We start from the raw sequence: 17211 nt of genomic DNA, 5'->3' as shown, positions 1-17211 counted from the left end.
GGCCCGTCCTTGCGCTCTCCGTGCTGTCGCTGGCCCCCTCCGTCTGGCAGATCGTCCGGGGCGCGACGTTCGACAACGCCGAGGTAACGTGGGCGTTCCGCTCTGCCTGGGAGACGGCCGCGGCTCACCCCCCGATGCCGTCGTAGCAGAGCCGTGCCATGCGACCCATGATCTGATGGGCCGCCGCGAAGCCGCGCGAGCCCGTGCACGTGTTGTCGCTCACAATGATCATCGTCACCAGCGCGTCACGGAACGCGATCCAGGACCCCAGCGTCAGCTGCTGGAACGTCCCGAAGTCGTTGCCCTGATACTTCGCGTCGATGGTGACCTTCTGGTCGAGTAAGAGCTTGCCGGCGTGGACGGCCCCGCCAGCGCCGCCATCATGATGGAGATCTTCCGCGTGCCGGCCGACGGCACCGACCCTCGGTGACCCGTGAACGGCGGGCCGAGATCCAAGGTCGCGCAAAAAGCGACAGCCTCCTGAGAGATCGGGAGGCTATTTGCCTACAAGTGGTTGCGGGGGCTGGATTTGAACCAGCGATCTTTGGGATATGAGTTGTGCTCGGTGAGTCAGATGCCGCCGAAGCCCGCCGTCTCCGCGAAGCGTGCTTGCGAGAGCTGCTCGTGGGTCTTGGTCGACACCGGGCCTTGACAAGGCCGAGGCTGCTGGCGCAATCTCGGGCTCGCTGAATGATCGGCGCGCGCGCGCTCGCGGAGGGCGCAGAGAGAGAGGATGCAATGAAGCAGCCTTGGAGACAGCCGATCCGTAGCTGGGTCCTGATCGGGGCCGTCATTGGGAACTTCGTGGGGATCTTCGTGCTCGCAGGCGCAGGGGCATTCGTGGCCCGGGCGGCCGATCCGATCAAGATCGGCTTCGGGATGGCCCTGACGGGCGGACTCTCCGCCAACGGCAAGCCGGCGCTGCTCGCCATGCAGATCTGGAAGGACGACGTCAACAAGAAGGGCGGGCTCCTCGGCCGGTCGGTCGAGCTCGTGTACTACGACGATCAGACCAACCCGGCCACCGTGCCCGGGATCTACACGAAGCTGCTCGACGTCGACAAGGTGGATCTCATCACCTCGGGCTATGGCACCAACCTTATCGCTCCGCTCATGGCCATCGCCATGGAACGGAAGCTGACCATCATGGGGATGTTCGGGCTCGCCAACAACGAAAAGTATCAGTACCCGAACTACTTCCAGATCCAGCCGGCCGGGCCGGATCCACAAACCAGCACGGCCATCGGCTTCTTCGAGCTGGCGGCGAAACAGAACCCGCGGCCGCAGACCGTTGCGATCGTCGGCGCCGACGCTGAGTATCCGCAGAATGCGCTCGTCGGGGCGCGGGACCTGATCAAGAAGTTCGGCTTCAAGACCGTCTACGACAAGACTTACCCGCCCACCACCGTCGACTACACGCCGATCGTGCGGGCGATCAAGGCCACCAATGCCGACATCGTGTTCGTGGCGTCGTACCCGCCGGACTCGGTCGGGATGCTACGCGCGGCGCAGGAGGTCGGCCTCCAACCCAAGATCTTCGGCGGCGGCATGGTCGGCCTGCAGTTCACCAGCGTCATGACGAGCATGGGGCCGATGCTGAACGGCATCGTGAACTACGACTTCTGGGCGCCCGAGCCGACGATGCTGGCGTTCCCGGGCGTCAAGGAGTTCTTGAAGGAGTATCAGCTTCGGGCGGAAAAGGCCGGCGTCGATCCGCTGGGATACTACCTCCCGCCATACTCGTACGCCCTGGTCCAGGTGCTGGGCCAGGCCGTCGAGGCGACCAAGAGCCTCGACCAGCAGAAGCTGGCCGACTACATCCGCGCCACCGAGTTCTCCACGATCGTCGGCAAGGTCAAGTTCGGCAAGAACGGCGAGTGGGCCAAGGGGCGCACCCTCATGGTCCAGTACCAGAAGGTCCAGGGCACGGGCATCGATCAGTTCCGCGGGCCCGGCAAGAAGGTGGTCCTTTACCCCGAGGAGCTCAAGTCCGGGAACATCATTTACCCGTACTCCGCGGCGAAGAACTAGCGCGAGCGCTCCCTGTTCTCCTGGGACCTGCTGGCCAATGCGGTGGTCGCCGGACTGCTGATCGGGGGCTTCTATGCCGCCGTGAGCCTGGGCATCGGTCTCATCTTCGGTCTCCTCGACATCGCCAACATCGCGCAGCCCGCCTTCGTGGTCCTCGGCGCCTACATGGCGTACGTAATGAACGACTCCTTCGGCCTCGATCCGATCCTCAGCGGGCTTCTCTTCACGCCGGTGTTCTACGTGCTGGGCGCCGTGGTCTATCGCGTGTATTACGCGAGCTTCGAGCGACGAGGTGAGGAATCGTTGCGCGGGCTCGTGTTCTTCTTCGGGCTCCTCTTCATCATCGAGGTCAGCCTCAGCCTGAAGTTCGGCGTCGATTACCGCCTGGTGCAGACGGCGTACACCAGCAAGTCGATCGACCTTGGCGGCGTCGGCATCGCCTTCCGCTATCTCGTGCCTTGCGTCGTCGGCGTCGCGATGACGCTGGCGCTGCACCTGTTCCTCGGCCGGACCTTCTACGGGCGGGCCATCATGGCGGTGTCCCAGGACCGCCTGGCGCTGCGCCTGATGGGCGCCAATCCCGTCCAGATCAAGACCATCGCATTCGGCGTCGGCATCGCGGCCGCCAGCCTGGGCGGCGCCCTGCTGATCAGCATTGCGCCGGTGATACCGTCGACCGACCGCGACTACATCGGCCGCATGTTCGCCATCACCGTGCTGGGCGGCATGGGCAGCATCGGGGGGACGCTGGTCGCCGCCGTCATCCTCGGCGTGGCCGAGAGCCTGATGGCCACGTTCTTCGGCCCCTCCTGGTCGCTCGCGGTGTCGTTCGGTATCCTGCTCGTGGTGCTCGCCGTGCGGCCCGCGGGGCTCTTCGGGCGCTAGATGCGGCGCGCGGGCGTCCCGCTGCTCGTCGGGCTGGTCGTCGTCGCGGCCGGGATCGTCCTCGCCGTGCTGCGCGTGAACCCGTACCTCTACTTCGCCGGGTGCGTCATCCTCCAGTACGTCGTCATGGCGACGGCGTGGAACATCCTCGGCGGGTACGCCGGCTACGTGAACTTCGGCACGCCGGCATTCTTCGCGATGGGCGCGTACACCGCCGTCTTCCTCATCCAATCGGTGCGGGCGCCGCTGCCGGTGCTGATCCTCGCCGGCGGGCTCGTCGCCGCACTCCTCGGGCTCGGCATCGGCTATCTTACGCTGCGCCTCCGGGGCGTCTTCTTCTCGATCGCGACGCTGGCGCTGGCCGTCGTCCTGCAGACGGTGATCATGAACTGGGAGTACGTCGGCGGATCGAGGGGGATGAGCGTCCTCCGCCCGAGCGGCCCCCCGTTCGGCAGCTACGTGACGTTCCTTTTCACGGTGATGGTCGGACTCGCCGTCATCGCGGTGCTGGTGGCGCGGTTCATCGAGCGATCCTGGATCGGCCGCGGGCTGGCGGCGCTGCGGGACAACGAGGAGGCGGCCGAGTGCATGGGCGTGCCCACCCTGCGCCTCAAGCTCTTCGCCACCACCGTCAGCGGCTTCCTGCTCGGCGTCGCCGGCGCGCCGTTCCCCTATTACGTGACGTTCGTCGAGCCCAACTCCGCCTTCGCCCTCGACTATGCCGTGAACGCGCTGGCCATGCCGATGATCGGCGGCACGACGAGCTGGGTCGGACCGGTGATCGGCGCCGTCCTGCTGGGGACGGCCCAGCAGCTCGCGACGGTGACGATTTCCTCCGAGATGAATCTGTTCATCGTGGGCGTCGTGCTCGTCGCCTTCGTCGTCCTGGCGCCCGAGGGGATCCTCGGCCTGGTGCGGCGCCTGCGAGGCCGCTGACGCCATGGCCGGGGCGCTGCTCGAGGTGCAGGGGGTCGTCAAGCGCTTCGGCGGCTTCACGGCCCTCAACCGCGTGAGCCTGTCGGTCAAGGCCGGCGAGCGGTTCGGCCTCATCGGGCCGAACGGTTCCGGCAAGACGACGCTCATCAACTGCGTCTCCGGCACGCTGCCGGTGGACGGCGGCGCGATCCGCTTCGACGGCCGCGAGATCTCCGCGCTTCCGCCTCACCAGCGCACCCGGCTCGGCATCGTGCGCACCTTCCAGATCCCCAAGCCCTTCACCAGCATGACCGTCCTCGAGAACCTGGGCATCCCGCTGGAGTACGCGGGGGCCGGACGCGCCGGCGCTCAGGGCAGCGCCGACGCCGGGGAGATCCTGCGCAGCATCGGCCTGGAGGCGAAGGCGCACTTGCGGCCGGCCGGGCTGACGCAGATCGAGATGCGGAAGCTCGAGCTGGCCCGGGCGATGGCCGCGCGGCCGAAGCTCCTCATCTCCGACGAGGCCATGGCCGGGCTCTCCAGCACCGAGGTGGACGACATCCTGGCCATCCTCTTCCGGCTGAACGCGCAAGGCATCACGATCATCATGATCGAGCACATCATGCGGGCGGTGATGCGCTTCTCCGAGCGCGTGGTCGTCCTCGACGCCGGGGAGCGGATCGCCGAGGGGACGCCCGACGAGATCGTCAGGGACCCAGCGGTGGAGAGGGCCTACCTTGGCGAGTAGGATCGTCGTCCGCGACGTGGACGCCGGTTACGGAGCGGTGCGCGTGCTCCACGGCGTCTCGATCGAGGTCCGCGAGGGCGAGACCGTCGCCCTGCTGGGCACCAACGGCAACGGCAAGAGCACGCTCCTCAAGTGCATCATGGGCATGGTGACGCCCCAGGCCGGCGAGATCTTCCTGGAATCGGACGGTACCCGCATCGACCTCACCCGAAAGTCCACCGAAGAGATCGTGGGCCTGGGCATCGCGCTGGTCCCGGAGGGGCGCCGGCTCTTCCCGAAGCTGACCGTCGAGGAAAACCTCCTGCTCGGCGCCTACCGGCGGGCCGCCCGCGGCGACATCGCGCGCAACCTCGACTTCTGCTTCGAGGCCTTTCCGGTGCTTCCCCAGCGGCGGCGACAGCTCGCAGGCAGCATGAGCGGCGGAGAGCAGCAGATGCTGGCCGTGGCCCGCGCGCTCATGTCCTCACCCCGGATCCTCCTCGTCGACGAACCTTCGGTGGGACTGGCGCCGATCCTCGTAAGCCGGGTGATCGGGAAGATCAAGGAGCTCAAGGAGCGGCGTCAGCTCACCGTCCTGATGGCCGAGCAGAACTTCAACCAGGCGACCAAGATCGCCGACCGCGGGTACATCATCGTCCACGGCAAGATCGAGTTCGAGGGCCGCAGCACGCAGGAGCTGCGGGAGAACGAGCTGGTGAAGAAGTATTACCTGGGCGTGTGAAGGGCCCAGCAGATAACATAACGCCCGTTCTCAGTCATGGCCCGCCTCGCCCGAGGGTCCCCCCTCGGGACCTGCCTTGTCAGCAATCCTCGAACTATCGGTTGCTGGTGATGAGACCAAGGTCCCATAGGCGTCCCGGCCGGTGTCGACTAGACTGAGCAGACAAGGAGGGCGCGATGAGACTACGGATTCTTGTTTGGCTGACGATTGTGTGCGTGATGGCGCTCGGTGTCGCGCCCGTTACCTGGGCCGCGGACGACTCGAAGGTCAACGCGGCCACGGAGCGGGTGGAGAAGGGCGGCAAGGAGATCGGCAAAGGGGTTGAGGAGACGGCGAAGGGGGTCGGGAACACGGTCGCCGAGGGTGCGAAGTACACCGGAGAAAAGCTGAAGGAGTCCGGCAAAGCGGCCGAGCCGAAGGCGAAGAGCGCCTGGCACAAAACCCGCGATGCCGCCGTCGACGCCGGTTCGAGCGTGAAGAAGTTCTTCTCGAATCTGTTCGGCAACTGACGGCCGCGCGGGGCCACGCGGGTCGCTCCTGCGCGTGTGAACCTACACCTCGAACAGGAGGATCCCCGTGCGCTGGCGTGACATGCGGGGTAGTGACAACGTCGAGGACCGCGAGGGTGCTGCGCCGCCGGGGCCCGGGCTCGGCCCGGGTTTCAAGCTCGGCGGCGCGGGTCTCATCGCCGTCGTGGCCATCAGCCTTCTGCTCGGGCTCAATCCCTTGGACGTACTGGTGTCACTCCAGGGCGGCGCCCCGTCCTCCGCGCCCACGCAGAGCACAGCGCCTCCGGCTTCGTCCGGGTCGGCCGCGCGTGACGAGACCAAGGACTTCATCATCCGTATCGTGGGCGACACGGAGGACACCTGGAAGACGCTTTTCCGCCAGATGGGCGCCGAGTATCACCCGCCCCGGCTCGTGCTGTTCCGGGGAGCGGTCGATTCTGCGTGTGGGCAGGCCAGCTCGGCTGTCGGCCCATTCTACTGTTCGGCCGACAGCCACGTCTATCTCGACCGGTCCTTCTTCGAGGCCCTCGCGCGGCGGTTTGGAGCGCCGGGCGAGTTCGCGCGCGCGTACGTGATCGCCCACGAAATCGGCCATCACGTTCAAAACCAGCTGGGGATCAGGGAGAAGATGGGGCAGCAGCGCGCCCGCGCGGGCGAGGCGCACAGCAACGCGGTCTCCGTGCGCATCGAGCTCCAGGCCGACTGCTTCGCCGGCGTCTGGGGTCACTTCGCCCGACAACGGAATCTGCTCGAGCCGGGGGATGTGGAATCCGGGCTCGCGGCCGCGGCCGCCATCGGCGACGATCGCATCCAACGGCAGTCACAGGGCCACGTTGCCCCGGAGTCCTTCACCCACGGCTCCTCGGCCCAGCGCGTGCGCTGGTTCCGCGCCGGTCTCGATACCGGCGACGTGCGCCAGTGCGATACCTTCGTGACCGCCCGGCCGTGAGGGCGGGACTCCTCGCCGCCTGATTCCTCCACGGCGCTCGAGCGCCGCAGAAAGTCACTCGGGCACAGGGATTCTGCCCACAACGTCGACCCCCGGCTCTTTGCCAAGCTTGGGTCTGAGCACCACGGTCTCGGCCTGGCCCGGCAGGATACCGACCAGTGATTGTACCGTCAGAGCGTGAGTCACCACCACGAGCGTGCCCGGTCCGCGCCAGCTGGACACTATCTGCTTCAACGCGGCGAGCCGTTCCGGGCTCTTGTCGGACGCTGCCACGGCCCATGTACTGTCGACTGGACCGAGCACCAGCAGCCGCGCCGTATCCAGGCAGCGGCACCAGGGCGAGGAGAGGATCTTGTCTACGCGCACGCCGTGTTGGCGGAAGGCCTCGCCGAGCGCCCTGGCTTGCGCCCGTCCTCTCTCATCCATATTGCGCTGGGTCGCGCAGTCGTCGATCTTGAAACCGGGCGGGTCGCCGTAGCCGGGCGGCGCGTTGCCATGGCGGATCAGCGCGACATGACTGCCATTGACGAGCGCGGCCCAGGCTTCCCGGGAATCATCGGCGGCCGCTACCGGCGCGGCGATCAGCGAAATGGCAAGAGCGGCCAGCGCGAGCCGACTCATACGCGCCTCCCGGCGATCACCAGATCCCGACATCTAGGCAGAGGGTATCAGGAACAGTCCGGTTTTCGACATACGGACAGAACACGAGCACCCAACCCCCAAAAGGGGCTAGCCGTACTGGCTAACCCCTCGACTATTTGGTTGCGGGGGCCCGCAACCACTTGCAGGCAAACAGGTCGCTGGCGTTCCAGTTCGAGGTTACGGTCTGAATCCCGTGTTTCCACTCCGCCACGCGCTTCCTCACCCGTTTCACATGATTACGCGCTGTTGACTCAACAGCGCACCCCGCAAGAGTTGAATTCGGAAGGTGTTTCGATTCCGGTACGAAACTTCCTTACCCGGTTGCCTGCCACGCAAGCTGCATCACGTTGAGGGCGATGGCCTCGGCTCGCGCGGAGCCTCACCGCGTGAGACTCCGCTGGGACACTCACCGGGAAACGGGGACTCAGACGGGGAATTTCGAGCTCTAATGACTCTCGCGAATCAGGTTAACCCAAAAACAGCCGGTTTCACGAGGGACACGCTCGTTAACCACTTCTGCGAGCCTCATTAGATGCACAACCATCCACGCGCACCGGATTTTGGCCCATACGCCGGACGAACCGTGGCTCAGCTCCAGCGCACGCCCGGCAGGTACCGCTCCCGCCAGGCGTCGAACATCAACAGTCCCCACAGAATCTTCTGGTGGTCCCGCGCGCCCGAAACGTGCTCGGCAACGAGGCGGCGTGTCGTGTCGGCGTCGAAGAGCCCGATACGGATGACCTCCTCGGAGGCCAGGCGCGCCTCGAGGGCGCGGCGCAGGGGCCCTCGCATCCACAGACCGAGTGGCACGCCGAAGCCCTGCTTGCGACGACCCAGGATGGCGTCGGGGACCAGGCCACGCAGCGCACGCTTGAGAATGTGCTTGGTCCGCCAGCCCTTCAGCTTGAGCGTGGACGGCATGCATCCTGCGAGCTCTACGAGGGGGCGGTCGAGGAATGGCGCCCGCACCTCGAGGCCGCACGCCATGCTTGCCCGGTCCACTGTGACAAGGTTCTGGTCGGCAAGATAGTTCTTGCAGTGCTGGTAGATGAGCCCGTCGAGCGGGCCGAGACTCGGCAGCCCGGTGACGCTCGCTGTCAGCTCCTCGTAGGGATCGACGCGTGCACAGGCCGCGCGTACGGCGGGCGAGAGCAGCGCCGAGCGCTCCACCGGCGTCAGCCCGCCCAGCAGCAGCTGCGTACGGATCTCCGGGGAGTACGGCAACGCCCTGAAAAACCTCTTGAGGAGCGACTCGACGCTGCCGTAGCGGGGCGACGGCTTCAATCGCTCGACCGCGTGCGCCGCCGCTCGTTGTACCGCCGGCGGTAGTCGCTGCACCAGGCGCGCCGCCCTGTCCGCCTGGAACGTGGGATAGCCGCAGAAGAGCTCGTCGCCCCCGTCGCCGCTCAGGACAACCGTCACCTCGCGGCGGGCGGCCTGCGACAGCTGGTAGATGGGCAGGAACGATCCGTCCGCCAACGGCTCGTCGAGCAGGTCGCCAGCGCGCTCGAGCAGACCCGCGGCGTCGGTCGCCGAGAAGCCAACCTCCGTGTGCTCAGTGCCACAAAAGTTCGCGACGGCGCGGGCGAACGGCCGCTCGTCGTAGCTCGCCTCGGTGAACCCGAGACTGAACGTCTTGACCCTCCGGCCCGTGAGCGCCCGGCTGGCCAGGGCCACGATGGCGCTCGAGTCCATCCCGCCACTCAAGAAGAGTCCGAGCGGCACGTCGCTTACCAGCTGGGCGCGCACCGATGCCTCGAGCTGGCGGAGCAACGCCTCCTGCCACTCCCGTTCGCTCACGGACGGGTCCGCGGCGAACGAGAGATCCCAGTAGCGAGCCGTGTGCGGCTTGCCGCCCGGGCTGATCGTGAGCATATGGCCAGCCGGAAGCTTCTCGATCCCGGCCAGGATCGAGTGGGGTGTCGGGACGTACTCGAAGTTGAGGTACCGCGCGAGGCTTGTGAGGTCGAGCCGGCGCGGCACGGCCGGATGCGGCAGCAACGCTCGCAGCTCGGACCCGAAGACGAAGGCCTCGGGACCCGCGTGGTAGTAGAGCGGTTTCTCGCCCAAGCGGTCGCGGGCCAGCAGGAGGGTATTTTGCCGGGAGTCCCAGATGGCGAAGGCAAACATCCCGTCGAGGTGGGAGACGCAGTCCTCCCCGTACGCCTCGTAGGCGTGGACGATGACCTCGGTATCCGAGTGCGTGCGGAAGACGTGGCCCAGTAGACGGAGCCGGTCGCGGAGCGCCCGGTAATTGTAGATTTCACCGTTCTGGACTACCCAGACAGTCCCGTCTTCGTTCGACACGGGCTGGTGGCCGGTCACGAGGTCGATCACGCCCAGTCGCCGGACGCCGAGCGCCGTGCAGCGATCCACATACGTGCCCTGGTCGTCAGGGCCACGGTGGACGAGGGTCGCCGTCATCCGCTCGACCGTGGCCCGCGCATCGGGCAGGCGCGTGTGACCGACGAAGCCGGTGATGCCGCACATGACCGCGCCCTACCCCGACCTCTTGTCGTCGGGCGACGACGCTGGCTCGCGACAGCCCGTCGGGTCGAGGACCGTGAACGGCTGCCGCGTCACCAGGCCCCGGGCAATGCGGCGCATGCAGGGGGCGACGGGCTGTGCGCGGAGGGCTCGATCCGAAATGATCAGGTATTCGATCTTACCCTGCCCCACGCGGTCCTCGAACCTTTGGAAATTTTTGGCGTTCACGACAGGGCGGTCGAGGTTGAAGGACAGGGCGAGATCTTGTAGGGCAAGCGAGAAGAGGGGCAGCGGTGCCTGCGCCAGCACAGCTCGTAGCCCGGTGAGATCGGTCGTGGCGTTGTAGCGTGGCGTGTCCAGCGTGACGAGCGCGCCACCGACCGCCGCGACCGCAATCCACGCGCCTGCGAACGCCCGTGCACGCCACCGCCACGCCAACGTCGAGTACCACCACCCGATGAGGAGGGCCGCGGCGGGACAGAGCGGGATGTAGTACCGTTGGCGCTGCTGGGCCGACACAGCCATAATGACGAACACCGTCGCCAGCCAGACGAGGAGCAGTCGCACCCGCCGGACCGTTTCGGGATCGGCTTCGCGAAGCACTCGGCGGACCGCGAACGGCAGCAGCAAGCCCCAGGGCAGCAGGACCGCGACGGCGTGCACGAGCGGCTCCCGGATCGTCCGCCAGCCCCATCCAGGGCGCACGAAATAATAGAGGAGCTGGTCGTTCATCACGACGCCATTGACGAATCCGTCGTGCCCTCCGGTCGCGGCGGCCACGACCCACCAGGGGACGGCGATCGCCATGAGCACCACCCAGCCCGGAATCGACACTAGCCGCTTCAGTCCGACCACCCCGTGGGCGATGATCGTGTCAACGAGCACGATGGCGAGCGGGATGAAACCGGCCGCGCCCTTGGCCAGCGATCCGAGCCCGAGGAGGCCGTAGAACGCCATCAGCCAGACCCGCCGGTCTCCGAACCCGGAGGCCACGTACACAGCCATCGCGCCCATCCCCGCGACCAGCTGCGCCATGTCCGGCATCGAGGAGTGCGCCATCTGGTAGACCCCGACGGAGGTGGCCACGGTGAGGCCGGCGACGACCCCCGCGTCCCGATCGAAGAGTCGGCGTCCGAGCCAGTACGTCAGGAGCACCACGCCGATCGCTTCCAGCAGGGAAGGCAGGACGGCCGTCCGGACACTGACCGAACCGGCAAGCCAGGAGGCGAGCGCAATCAGCCAGGCCACGAGCGGCGGCTTCGCAAGATGAGGTGTTCCATCCGGAAGGGCCGGGACCAGCCAGTGCCCGTTGACGAGGACGTCGCGGGCCATGACCGGGAACCGCGTATCGTCATTCGTCAGAAGCAGACGTGACCCGAAGTTGAAGCTCAGCACCACGGCGCCGACAACGGCGACGAGCGCGAACTGCCACGAGAGCCTTCCCATGGCGCTCTCCCCTCCGCTCGACGGTGTCAGCCAAACTTTTCGATATGGACCTATGTGCTCTCTCCTATTATGCTGCCACGCGTGTGACACGCTCTCCAACCTGCCGTGCGGCCGCTGCGGACGAGATGCTGGGGGCGCGTCCGGGATTCCTGCCTGCTGACCCGAGAGGCTGAGAGGCGTGCCATCGTTGGCGGTCCACCTCAAGGACACTCTCAGCAGCATCGCGCCGCTTACCGTCTTGCTTCCACCGTCTACCCGCCTCTCGAGGGAGTCGGGTACCAGGCGAGTCGACCGCCGCGAGCATCCGCAAAGAGAGGCTCCAAGTCAAGGGGGCTTCGGTCAGTTGGAGCATGAACTATCGGACATGCCAGAACCAGGCGCCCGCCGGTCTTGGAAACCCGATCGCTCGCTCTTCGCGGAGCTGCCGGACCTCTCGCCGGAGTCGACCCACCTCGTCACGCTCCTCCGTCGTGAAGCCGTCGGTCCGCCGGCCGGCGTCGCGCCCCGCTTGTTTCCCCCGGTTCCGGATCGCCTGGGCCGAGGGCTCGAAGTCGCGCGCGAGCTCCTCGGGCGTCCGGCCGCGCCGGACCGATTCGATTATCTCCCGACGGAACGCCGGCGAGTACGGCCGAGCGCGTCAGTAACATTACGCCTGTTCTCGGACACGGCCGCCCTGGGGGCCCGTGTCACCGAGCGGATGAACCGTGGCATCTCGCGCCGATCCTGTCAGAGCCCACCCGACAAGTCAAACCGGGGCCTCGAGGCGGCGAGCGGGCGCCGTCCACCGGAGCGCTCCGCACAGACCTCCGCGGTCGCCCGGGCTCCCTGCACCGGTTACATGGTCAGGCTATGAAGGGCCTGCTGCTCGGCTCGTGCCGGAGCACCGGAGGACGGGGACGGCGGGCCGGCCCTCGCACCCGGGAGCCCGAGATGGGCGAGGATCCGCTGAATGACGGCAGGGTCATCGATCGTGCCCATCCGCTGCATTCGCCCCGCGCAGCGCGGACAGCGCAGGACGTCAAGGTCGAAAGCCCGGCGCATCAGTGCCGCCCACGTCCAGTAGCGGGGCCTGTCTGCGCTCCCGCGTCCTGCCCCGGCGCCGTGATCGGCATGGTCGCGGCGGCCACCCACGGCGTGACGATGGTGCCGACGTTCGTGGCCGAGCCCGTCCTGGGCACCAACCCGCTCGCGTTCGCGGCGCCAGCCAGCCGCAACCCTCGCGTGCTGCTCGACATGGCCACCACGACCGTAGCTGCGGGCAAGGTGAAGGAGTACAAGCTCAACCGCCGGCCCCTCCCGCCGGGCTGGGTGATCGACGGCGACGGCCGCGCGGTCACGGACGCGGAGCAGGCGTTCGGCTATGTATTTGATCGGCCCGAGGGCGGGATCACGGCGCTCGGCGGCGTGCGCGAGGTGAGTGGCCACAAGGGCTAGGGTCTCGCGTTGATGGTGCACATCCTGGGCGGCGCGCTGGTGGGCGCCTCCTTCTCGCCGATCCGCAACCGCACGCAGGGCCGGTCGGACCCGCACAACATCGGCCACTTCTTCCTGGCGATCGATCCGCGCGCCTTTCGCCCCGAGGGCGAGTTCGAGACGGACCTCGACCAGGTCGTCGACGTGCTCCGGGGAGCGAAGCGGGCGGACCCCGCCCAACCCGTTCTCGTGGCGGGCGACCCCGAGATGGCGACACGGAGCGAGCGGCTCCAACACGGCGTGCCGGTCCCGGACGCCTGATGGAGCCAGCTCTGGGCGGTGGCGAAGAGCGCCGGCGTCCTGTTCGTGCTCGAGCCGGCGCGCTAGAGCCTCCGCAGGAGCAGGTGCGGGCCCCGCTCGACGACCACGCGGTAGCGATACGTGGGCCCGCCCGGACCGTTCGTGATGGTCACCGTGTCGCCCTCCCGCTGCATCACCACGCCGGGATCGCTCCTCCAGGGATAGCTCGGCGCGTACAAGAGCACGACATCGGCCTTCTCGATCCCCACAGGGAAGACGAACACGAGCGGCCGGATCGACAGGTGGGGGACATAGCGGTCCTGCGCCGAGACAGCCGCGCCCGTCGGCACCTGCGCCATCACCTCCCATGCCTGGCGGTGTACGACCTTGGGCCACGCGCGCTCGGAGGACAGGAGGTTCATGATGCTCGCTGACAGTGCCAGGCTCGCCACCATGGCGACGACGAGCACGGTCTTCGGCCACCGCCCCGGGCGTCTCAGCGCCAGCCGGTCGTAGCCGGCGATCGCGGACACGAAGAGAAAGGGCAGGACGAAGGACTGGTACTGCGTGCGGTGGTCGAAGAGGATCGGGTCCGCGCCGAGCAGGTTCCCGAAGAGCGGCGGCACGAGACCGACGAGCGTGCCGGGCGCCAGCAGCGGCAGGAAGGCGACGGGGGCGCCGATCGCGCCGAGATAGACGAGCCGCCGCCAGGTGGCGAGCCCCATCAGCACGCGGACCGGATGCAGGAGGATCGACGCCACGATCGCCGGCACACTCCCGCCGAGGTGCGCGTAGCGTCCGAGGTGAGGATACGGAGCCCCGCGGAAATACGGCATGATCCACCACGTATCCGCCATCAGGAGGGAGAAAGCCGCGAGCGCCGTGACGGCGCCCCAGAGCCAGCGCCGCTTGGTCAGCGCGAGCCAGAGCCCAAGGCCCACCACCGGAATCGCCGCGTCCTCGCGCGTGCCGAGCGTCAGCAGGACGGCGACCGCGAAGGGCCACGGCTTCCCGGCCTCGACACAGTAGATCGCCGCCAGGAGCAGCGGGACGGCCAAGGCCGCCGCGTGGAAGTCGCGCACGTTGAGGCCGTGCAGCGACGGATGCAGCAGGTAGAGGACGGCGAAGACCGCCGCGGGCCGCTCGTCGCCCAGCCGCCGCGCCGCGATCCCGAACACCGCCAGCGCTCCGAGCGCAAGGGCCACCGACTGGGCGACCAGCAGGACCGGCGCACCCGGCGCGAGCCAGAACGCCGGAACGAAGAGATACATGATCGGCGAGAAGTGATCACCCCATGCGTGCATCTCCGGCAGGCTCACCCGGGGCCCGGCACCCCGGGCGAGGTTCCACGTCAGTTGGACGTAGTATCCGAGGTCGAGGGCATGGGTCTGGAGCGTGATATGGCGCGACACGGTGATGAAGGAGAAGACCACGGCGTAGAGCGCCGTCGCGATTGTCACGACGCTGCGCGGGTCGAGTGACGGCACCGACACCGGCGCGACAAGAAGCCTGAGCGCGACCACGCCGAGCAGCACGAGAAAGAGCTCCTCGGGCCGCCACCACCAGTAGACGAGCGAGGACAGGACGGCCAGGCTGCAGAGGACCGCGGCCAGATCGAGAACTCGCACCAGCGTCAACGGCACTCGGAAATTTCGGAGCCGGGGCTCACCTGCTGTACTGGCCGCGCAGCGACAGCAGCCTGCGCGAGCGCTTGAGTCCGCTCGCGTGGAGGGAGTGGCGGGTCACGACCCAGAGGATCTTGAGCCCATAGCCGCAGGAGGCGAAGACGCCCGCCGAGGAGGCCTCGGGCAAGTAGCGCACCGTCACGTCGATCTCGGCGATTCGGAAGCCCGCGGCCACGACCTGCGAGATGATCTCCCGGTCGAAGACGAAGCCGTCGGAGATCATCCGGAAGTTCACGGCCTCCAGCACCTCGCGGCTGAACGCCCGGTAGCCAGTGTGATACTCGGACAGGCGGAGGCCGAAGCAGGAGTTCTCGACCCCGGTCAGGAACAGGTTCGAGATGTACTTCCACCACGGCATCCCCTGCGCGATGGCCGAGCCCCCGCCTGTGAGACGCGAGCCCAAGACCTCATCCGCCTCGCCCTTGACGATGAGATCGATCATCTGGGGTGTATAGCTGACATAAAGTCCGTTCTCGGACACGGCGGCCTTCTCACCGCGCGGACGAACCGTGGCATCTCGCTCCGATCCTGTCAGAGCCCGCGGGACAAGTCAAACCGGAGCCTCGAGGCGGCGAGCGGGCGCCGTCCACCGGAGTGCTCCGCACTGACCGCCGCGGTTGGCAGGGCTCCCGGCACCTGTTCCAGGGGCATGTCATGGAGGGCCGGTTGCTCTGCTCGCGCCGCAGCACCGGCGGACGGGGACGGCGGGCCGGCCCTCGCACCCGGGAGCCCGAGGTGGGCGAGAATCTTTTGATTTCGGACCACCTCGAACCGCTTGAGTGGCAGGCATATTGTCGCGGTCTTATCCCGCACGTGACTGACGGGGATTTCTGAACACCGGGATCAGACGCTGCCCCGACAAGGGGGTTCAAGACGATCGCCGGATAATAGGGGTTGGCAGCCTCGCGGGGACTCGCTGGCTGTTGGAGCGACAAAGTGTGCGGAATTCGCAGAGCAGCTAAGAGGCAGCCTCCCCTATATCGCCAGGCGGGCGGACAGAACACGCGCCGCCACGCCTCAGAACGCCTTCGGCGCCCTGAATCCTCCCGTCACGTCCGCCAGCCGGCTCGCGATATCAATCGGCGTCGCGTCTTCTAGGTAGGGACCGATGATCTGGACCCCGACGGGTAGACTGTCGCGCGTGAGACCGACGGGCGCCGTCGTCGCGGGCAGGCCTGTGAGCGTCGCGAACGAAATCCAGAAGAACATGTGCCAGTACGGGCGTGGCCCATTGGCTGTGGCAATCACGCGGTCGTCGAGACGCCCCACCGCCGGCCCGGGCGGCGCCTCGCTGTGGTCGTGCGGAAAGGCCGGCACGCTTTCCCTTCAGGGACGCGACCCACCCAGTACCGCTCAGTCTCGCTTGCGCATCCTCGGCGCGCAGTGTACATGTATCGGGAGATCAGACCGATGCGATCGCGCCTCCCAACGCTCCGCCGCCTGTTCGTCGCCGGCTCCCTCACAGTGGCCGCCACCGTGTGCCCGATCACCGTCATCGTGGACTTCGACGGGCCCCTGATGGCTCCCCCCCTCGCCTCCACTCTTCTGCTCGGCAGTTCGAGCACCCTCCTTGCCGTTGCCGGTTGCCTGCTGCGCCAGCAGCGGGGCGTCCCCCCAGCCGACGCCCCTCCCCCCTGGGCGTAGAGCCCGGCAGCATGAGTCCGTAGAACGTCCGCAACACCCTCGTGGCCTGGGACCCAATTTCAAGAAGGGCGCGACTGTCACGGCGCCGGCCGGCACCGTGAACGTGGCGCCAACCGTCCTCGCCCGGCTCGGCATCGGCGAGCGCGACGGGATGGACGGCCGCGTCCTGGTCGAGGCGCTCGCGGGTGGGCCCGCGGACCTGCCGCTGGCGGTAGACACGCGTGTCCACACCCTGGAGGCGCGCGCGTATCGCACTGCGCTCCAGGTCTCGACGGTCGGCGGCCGCCGCTACGTGGACAAGAGCTGGCGCATCCCCTGAACGGCAAGCCCGACCTGGCTGTTGATCTGACCGCCAGGGCACCCGGGCCGGCGGCCGAACCTGGCCGGATGCCCGCACCAAAGGTCAGGGTGGCTTGCCTGGCGAAGCGTGAATCACCCCTAGAAGCTTGCCGCGCCCATAAACCTCCCTGTCCACGAATCAAGTGGTTCGTGAACTAGCTAGCTGGATCCGCTAAGCCCTCGTAACTCGAAACCTCGAGTGCAGCCAAAGCCCGGCAGTTTTATGAACGCCGGGAGTCCTTGGTCACAGACTTTAAAATCCTCCCGGACATCCGGTCGGAAAGCGCCTGTCCTTACAAGGGTCTGACTGCGGTTAGAATCGGAGTTCAAAAGGAAATGAATGTGGAACCGTCTGTGAGGATAGATGGGATGAAGCGGCTGGCCTCTCGCTTGACGTGGTGGCATAGACTGCCCCACAAGAGCACCCCGCGGTCAACGCCGCAAGAAGGGAGAGGCCAGCCATGGACCATATTGGCATCGACGTCCACAAGAGGGAC

The 17211-nt window shown here is 67.3% G+C and carries 15 protein-coding genes and 1 pseudogene; 9 read left to right on the top strand and 7 right to left on the bottom strand.

All coding sequences use genetic code 11. The annotated features are described in order from the left end of the window. Positions 1-124 precede the first annotated feature (124 nt). On the bottom strand, positions 125-466 hold the full coding sequence (locus tag VGV06_20745) for a serine hydrolase (GenBank protein HEV2057568.1): 342 nt from the start codon (positions 464-466) through the stop codon (positions 125-127). A gap of 272 nt (positions 467-738) precedes the next feature. Between VGV06_20745 and VGV06_20740 the strand changes: the two genes are divergently transcribed. The 7 genes from VGV06_20740 (at position 739) to VGV06_20710 (ending at position 6758) form a co-directional block, all read left to right on the top strand. Next, complete coding sequence (locus VGV06_20740; protein HEV2057567.1) at positions 739-2031, top strand: amino acid ABC transporter substrate-binding protein; 1293 nt, start codon at positions 739-741, stop codon at positions 2029-2031. A gap of 42 nt (positions 2032-2073) precedes the next feature. Then, a complete protein-coding gene (locus tag VGV06_20735) occupies positions 2074-2916 on the top strand; it encodes a branched-chain amino acid ABC transporter permease (GenBank protein HEV2057566.1) in 843 nt (280 codons plus the stop codon). Then, the gene (locus tag VGV06_20730) at positions 2917-3852 is read left to right on the top strand and encodes a branched-chain amino acid ABC transporter permease (protein ID HEV2057565.1); all 936 of its coding nucleotides are present in this window, start codon (positions 2917-2919) and stop codon (positions 3850-3852) included. 4 nt (positions 3853-3856) lie between these two features. After that, on the top strand, positions 3857-4579 hold the full coding sequence (locus VGV06_20725) for an ABC transporter ATP-binding protein (protein HEV2057564.1): 723 nt from the start codon (positions 3857-3859) through the stop codon (positions 4577-4579). Then, positions 4569-5300 (top strand): ABC transporter ATP-binding protein, encoded by a 732-nt coding sequence (locus VGV06_20720; GenBank protein ID HEV2057563.1) that lies wholly within the window; start codon positions 4569-4571, stop codon positions 5298-5300. Before VGV06_20725 ends, VGV06_20720 begins: the two co-directional genes overlap by 11 nt. A gap of 218 nt (positions 5301-5518) precedes the next feature. Further along, entirely contained in the window at positions 5519-5809 is a 291-nt protein-coding gene (locus VGV06_20715) for a hypothetical protein (GenBank protein ID HEV2057562.1), read from the top strand. Positions 5810-5876: 67 nt separating this feature from the next. Then, on the top strand, positions 5877-6758 hold the full coding sequence (locus VGV06_20710) for a neutral zinc metallopeptidase (GenBank protein HEV2057561.1): 882 nt from the start codon (positions 5877-5879) through the stop codon (positions 6756-6758). Positions 6759-6812: 54 nt separating this feature from the next. Here VGV06_20710 and VGV06_20705 read toward each other — a convergent pair whose 3' ends face one another. From VGV06_20705 to VGV06_20695, 3 genes are all read right to left on the bottom strand, one after another. Continuing rightward, positions 6813-7379 carry a histidine phosphatase family protein gene (locus VGV06_20705; GenBank protein HEV2057560.1) on the bottom strand — a complete coding sequence of 189 codons (567 nt, stop codon included), beginning with the start codon at positions 7377-7379 and terminating at the stop codon, positions 6813-6815. A 609-nt stretch (positions 7380-7988) separates the two neighbouring features. Continuing rightward, the gene (asnB, locus tag VGV06_20700) at positions 7989-9890 is read right to left on the bottom strand and encodes an asparagine synthase (glutamine-hydrolyzing) (GenBank protein HEV2057559.1); all 1902 of its coding nucleotides are present in this window, start codon (positions 9888-9890) and stop codon (positions 7989-7991) included. 9 nt (positions 9891-9899) lie between these two features. Next, positions 9900-11333, bottom strand: a complete 1434-nt coding sequence (locus VGV06_20695) for a glycosyltransferase family 39 protein (GenBank protein HEV2057558.1) — start codon at positions 11331-11333, stop codon at positions 9900-9902. Positions 11334-12182: 849 nt separating this feature from the next. On the opposite strand from VGV06_20695, the pseudogene VGV06_20690 reads away from it, so the two are divergent. Continuing rightward, positions 12183-13067, top strand: a pseudogene (locus VGV06_20690) (Ldh family oxidoreductase). A 62-nt stretch (positions 13068-13129) separates the two neighbouring features. Here the strand turns inward: VGV06_20690 and VGV06_20685 are convergent. From VGV06_20685 to VGV06_20675, 3 genes are all read right to left on the bottom strand, one after another. Further along, positions 13130-14674, bottom strand: a complete 1545-nt coding sequence (locus tag VGV06_20685; GenBank protein ID HEV2057557.1) for a DUF2079 domain-containing protein — start codon at positions 14672-14674, stop codon at positions 13130-13132. 37 nt (positions 14675-14711) lie between these two features. Continuing rightward, a complete protein-coding gene (locus VGV06_20680) occupies positions 14712-15212 on the bottom strand; it encodes a hypothetical protein (GenBank protein HEV2057556.1) in 501 nt (166 codons plus the stop codon). A 536-nt stretch (positions 15213-15748) separates the two neighbouring features. Next, positions 15749-16048 carry an amidase family protein gene (locus VGV06_20675; protein ID HEV2057555.1) on the bottom strand — a complete coding sequence of 100 codons (300 nt, stop codon included), beginning with the start codon at positions 16046-16048 and terminating at the stop codon, positions 15749-15751. Between the two features lie 424 nt (positions 16049-16472). Here VGV06_20675 and VGV06_20670 point away from each other — a divergent pair, with 424 nt between their 5' ends. Next, a complete protein-coding gene (locus VGV06_20670; protein HEV2057554.1) occupies positions 16473-16694 on the top strand; it encodes a hypothetical protein in 222 nt (73 codons plus the stop codon). The last annotated feature ends 517 nt before the right edge of the window (positions 16695-17211 follow it).

This window comes from Candidatus Methylomirabilota bacterium, assembly GCA_035936835.1.
In the GTDB taxonomy this organism is placed as follows: domain Bacteria; phylum Methylomirabilota; class Methylomirabilia; order Rokubacteriales; family CSP1-6; genus AR37.
Note: the sequence above shows the minus strand (reverse complement) of the source record. Positions and strands in the feature narration are given on the sequence as shown.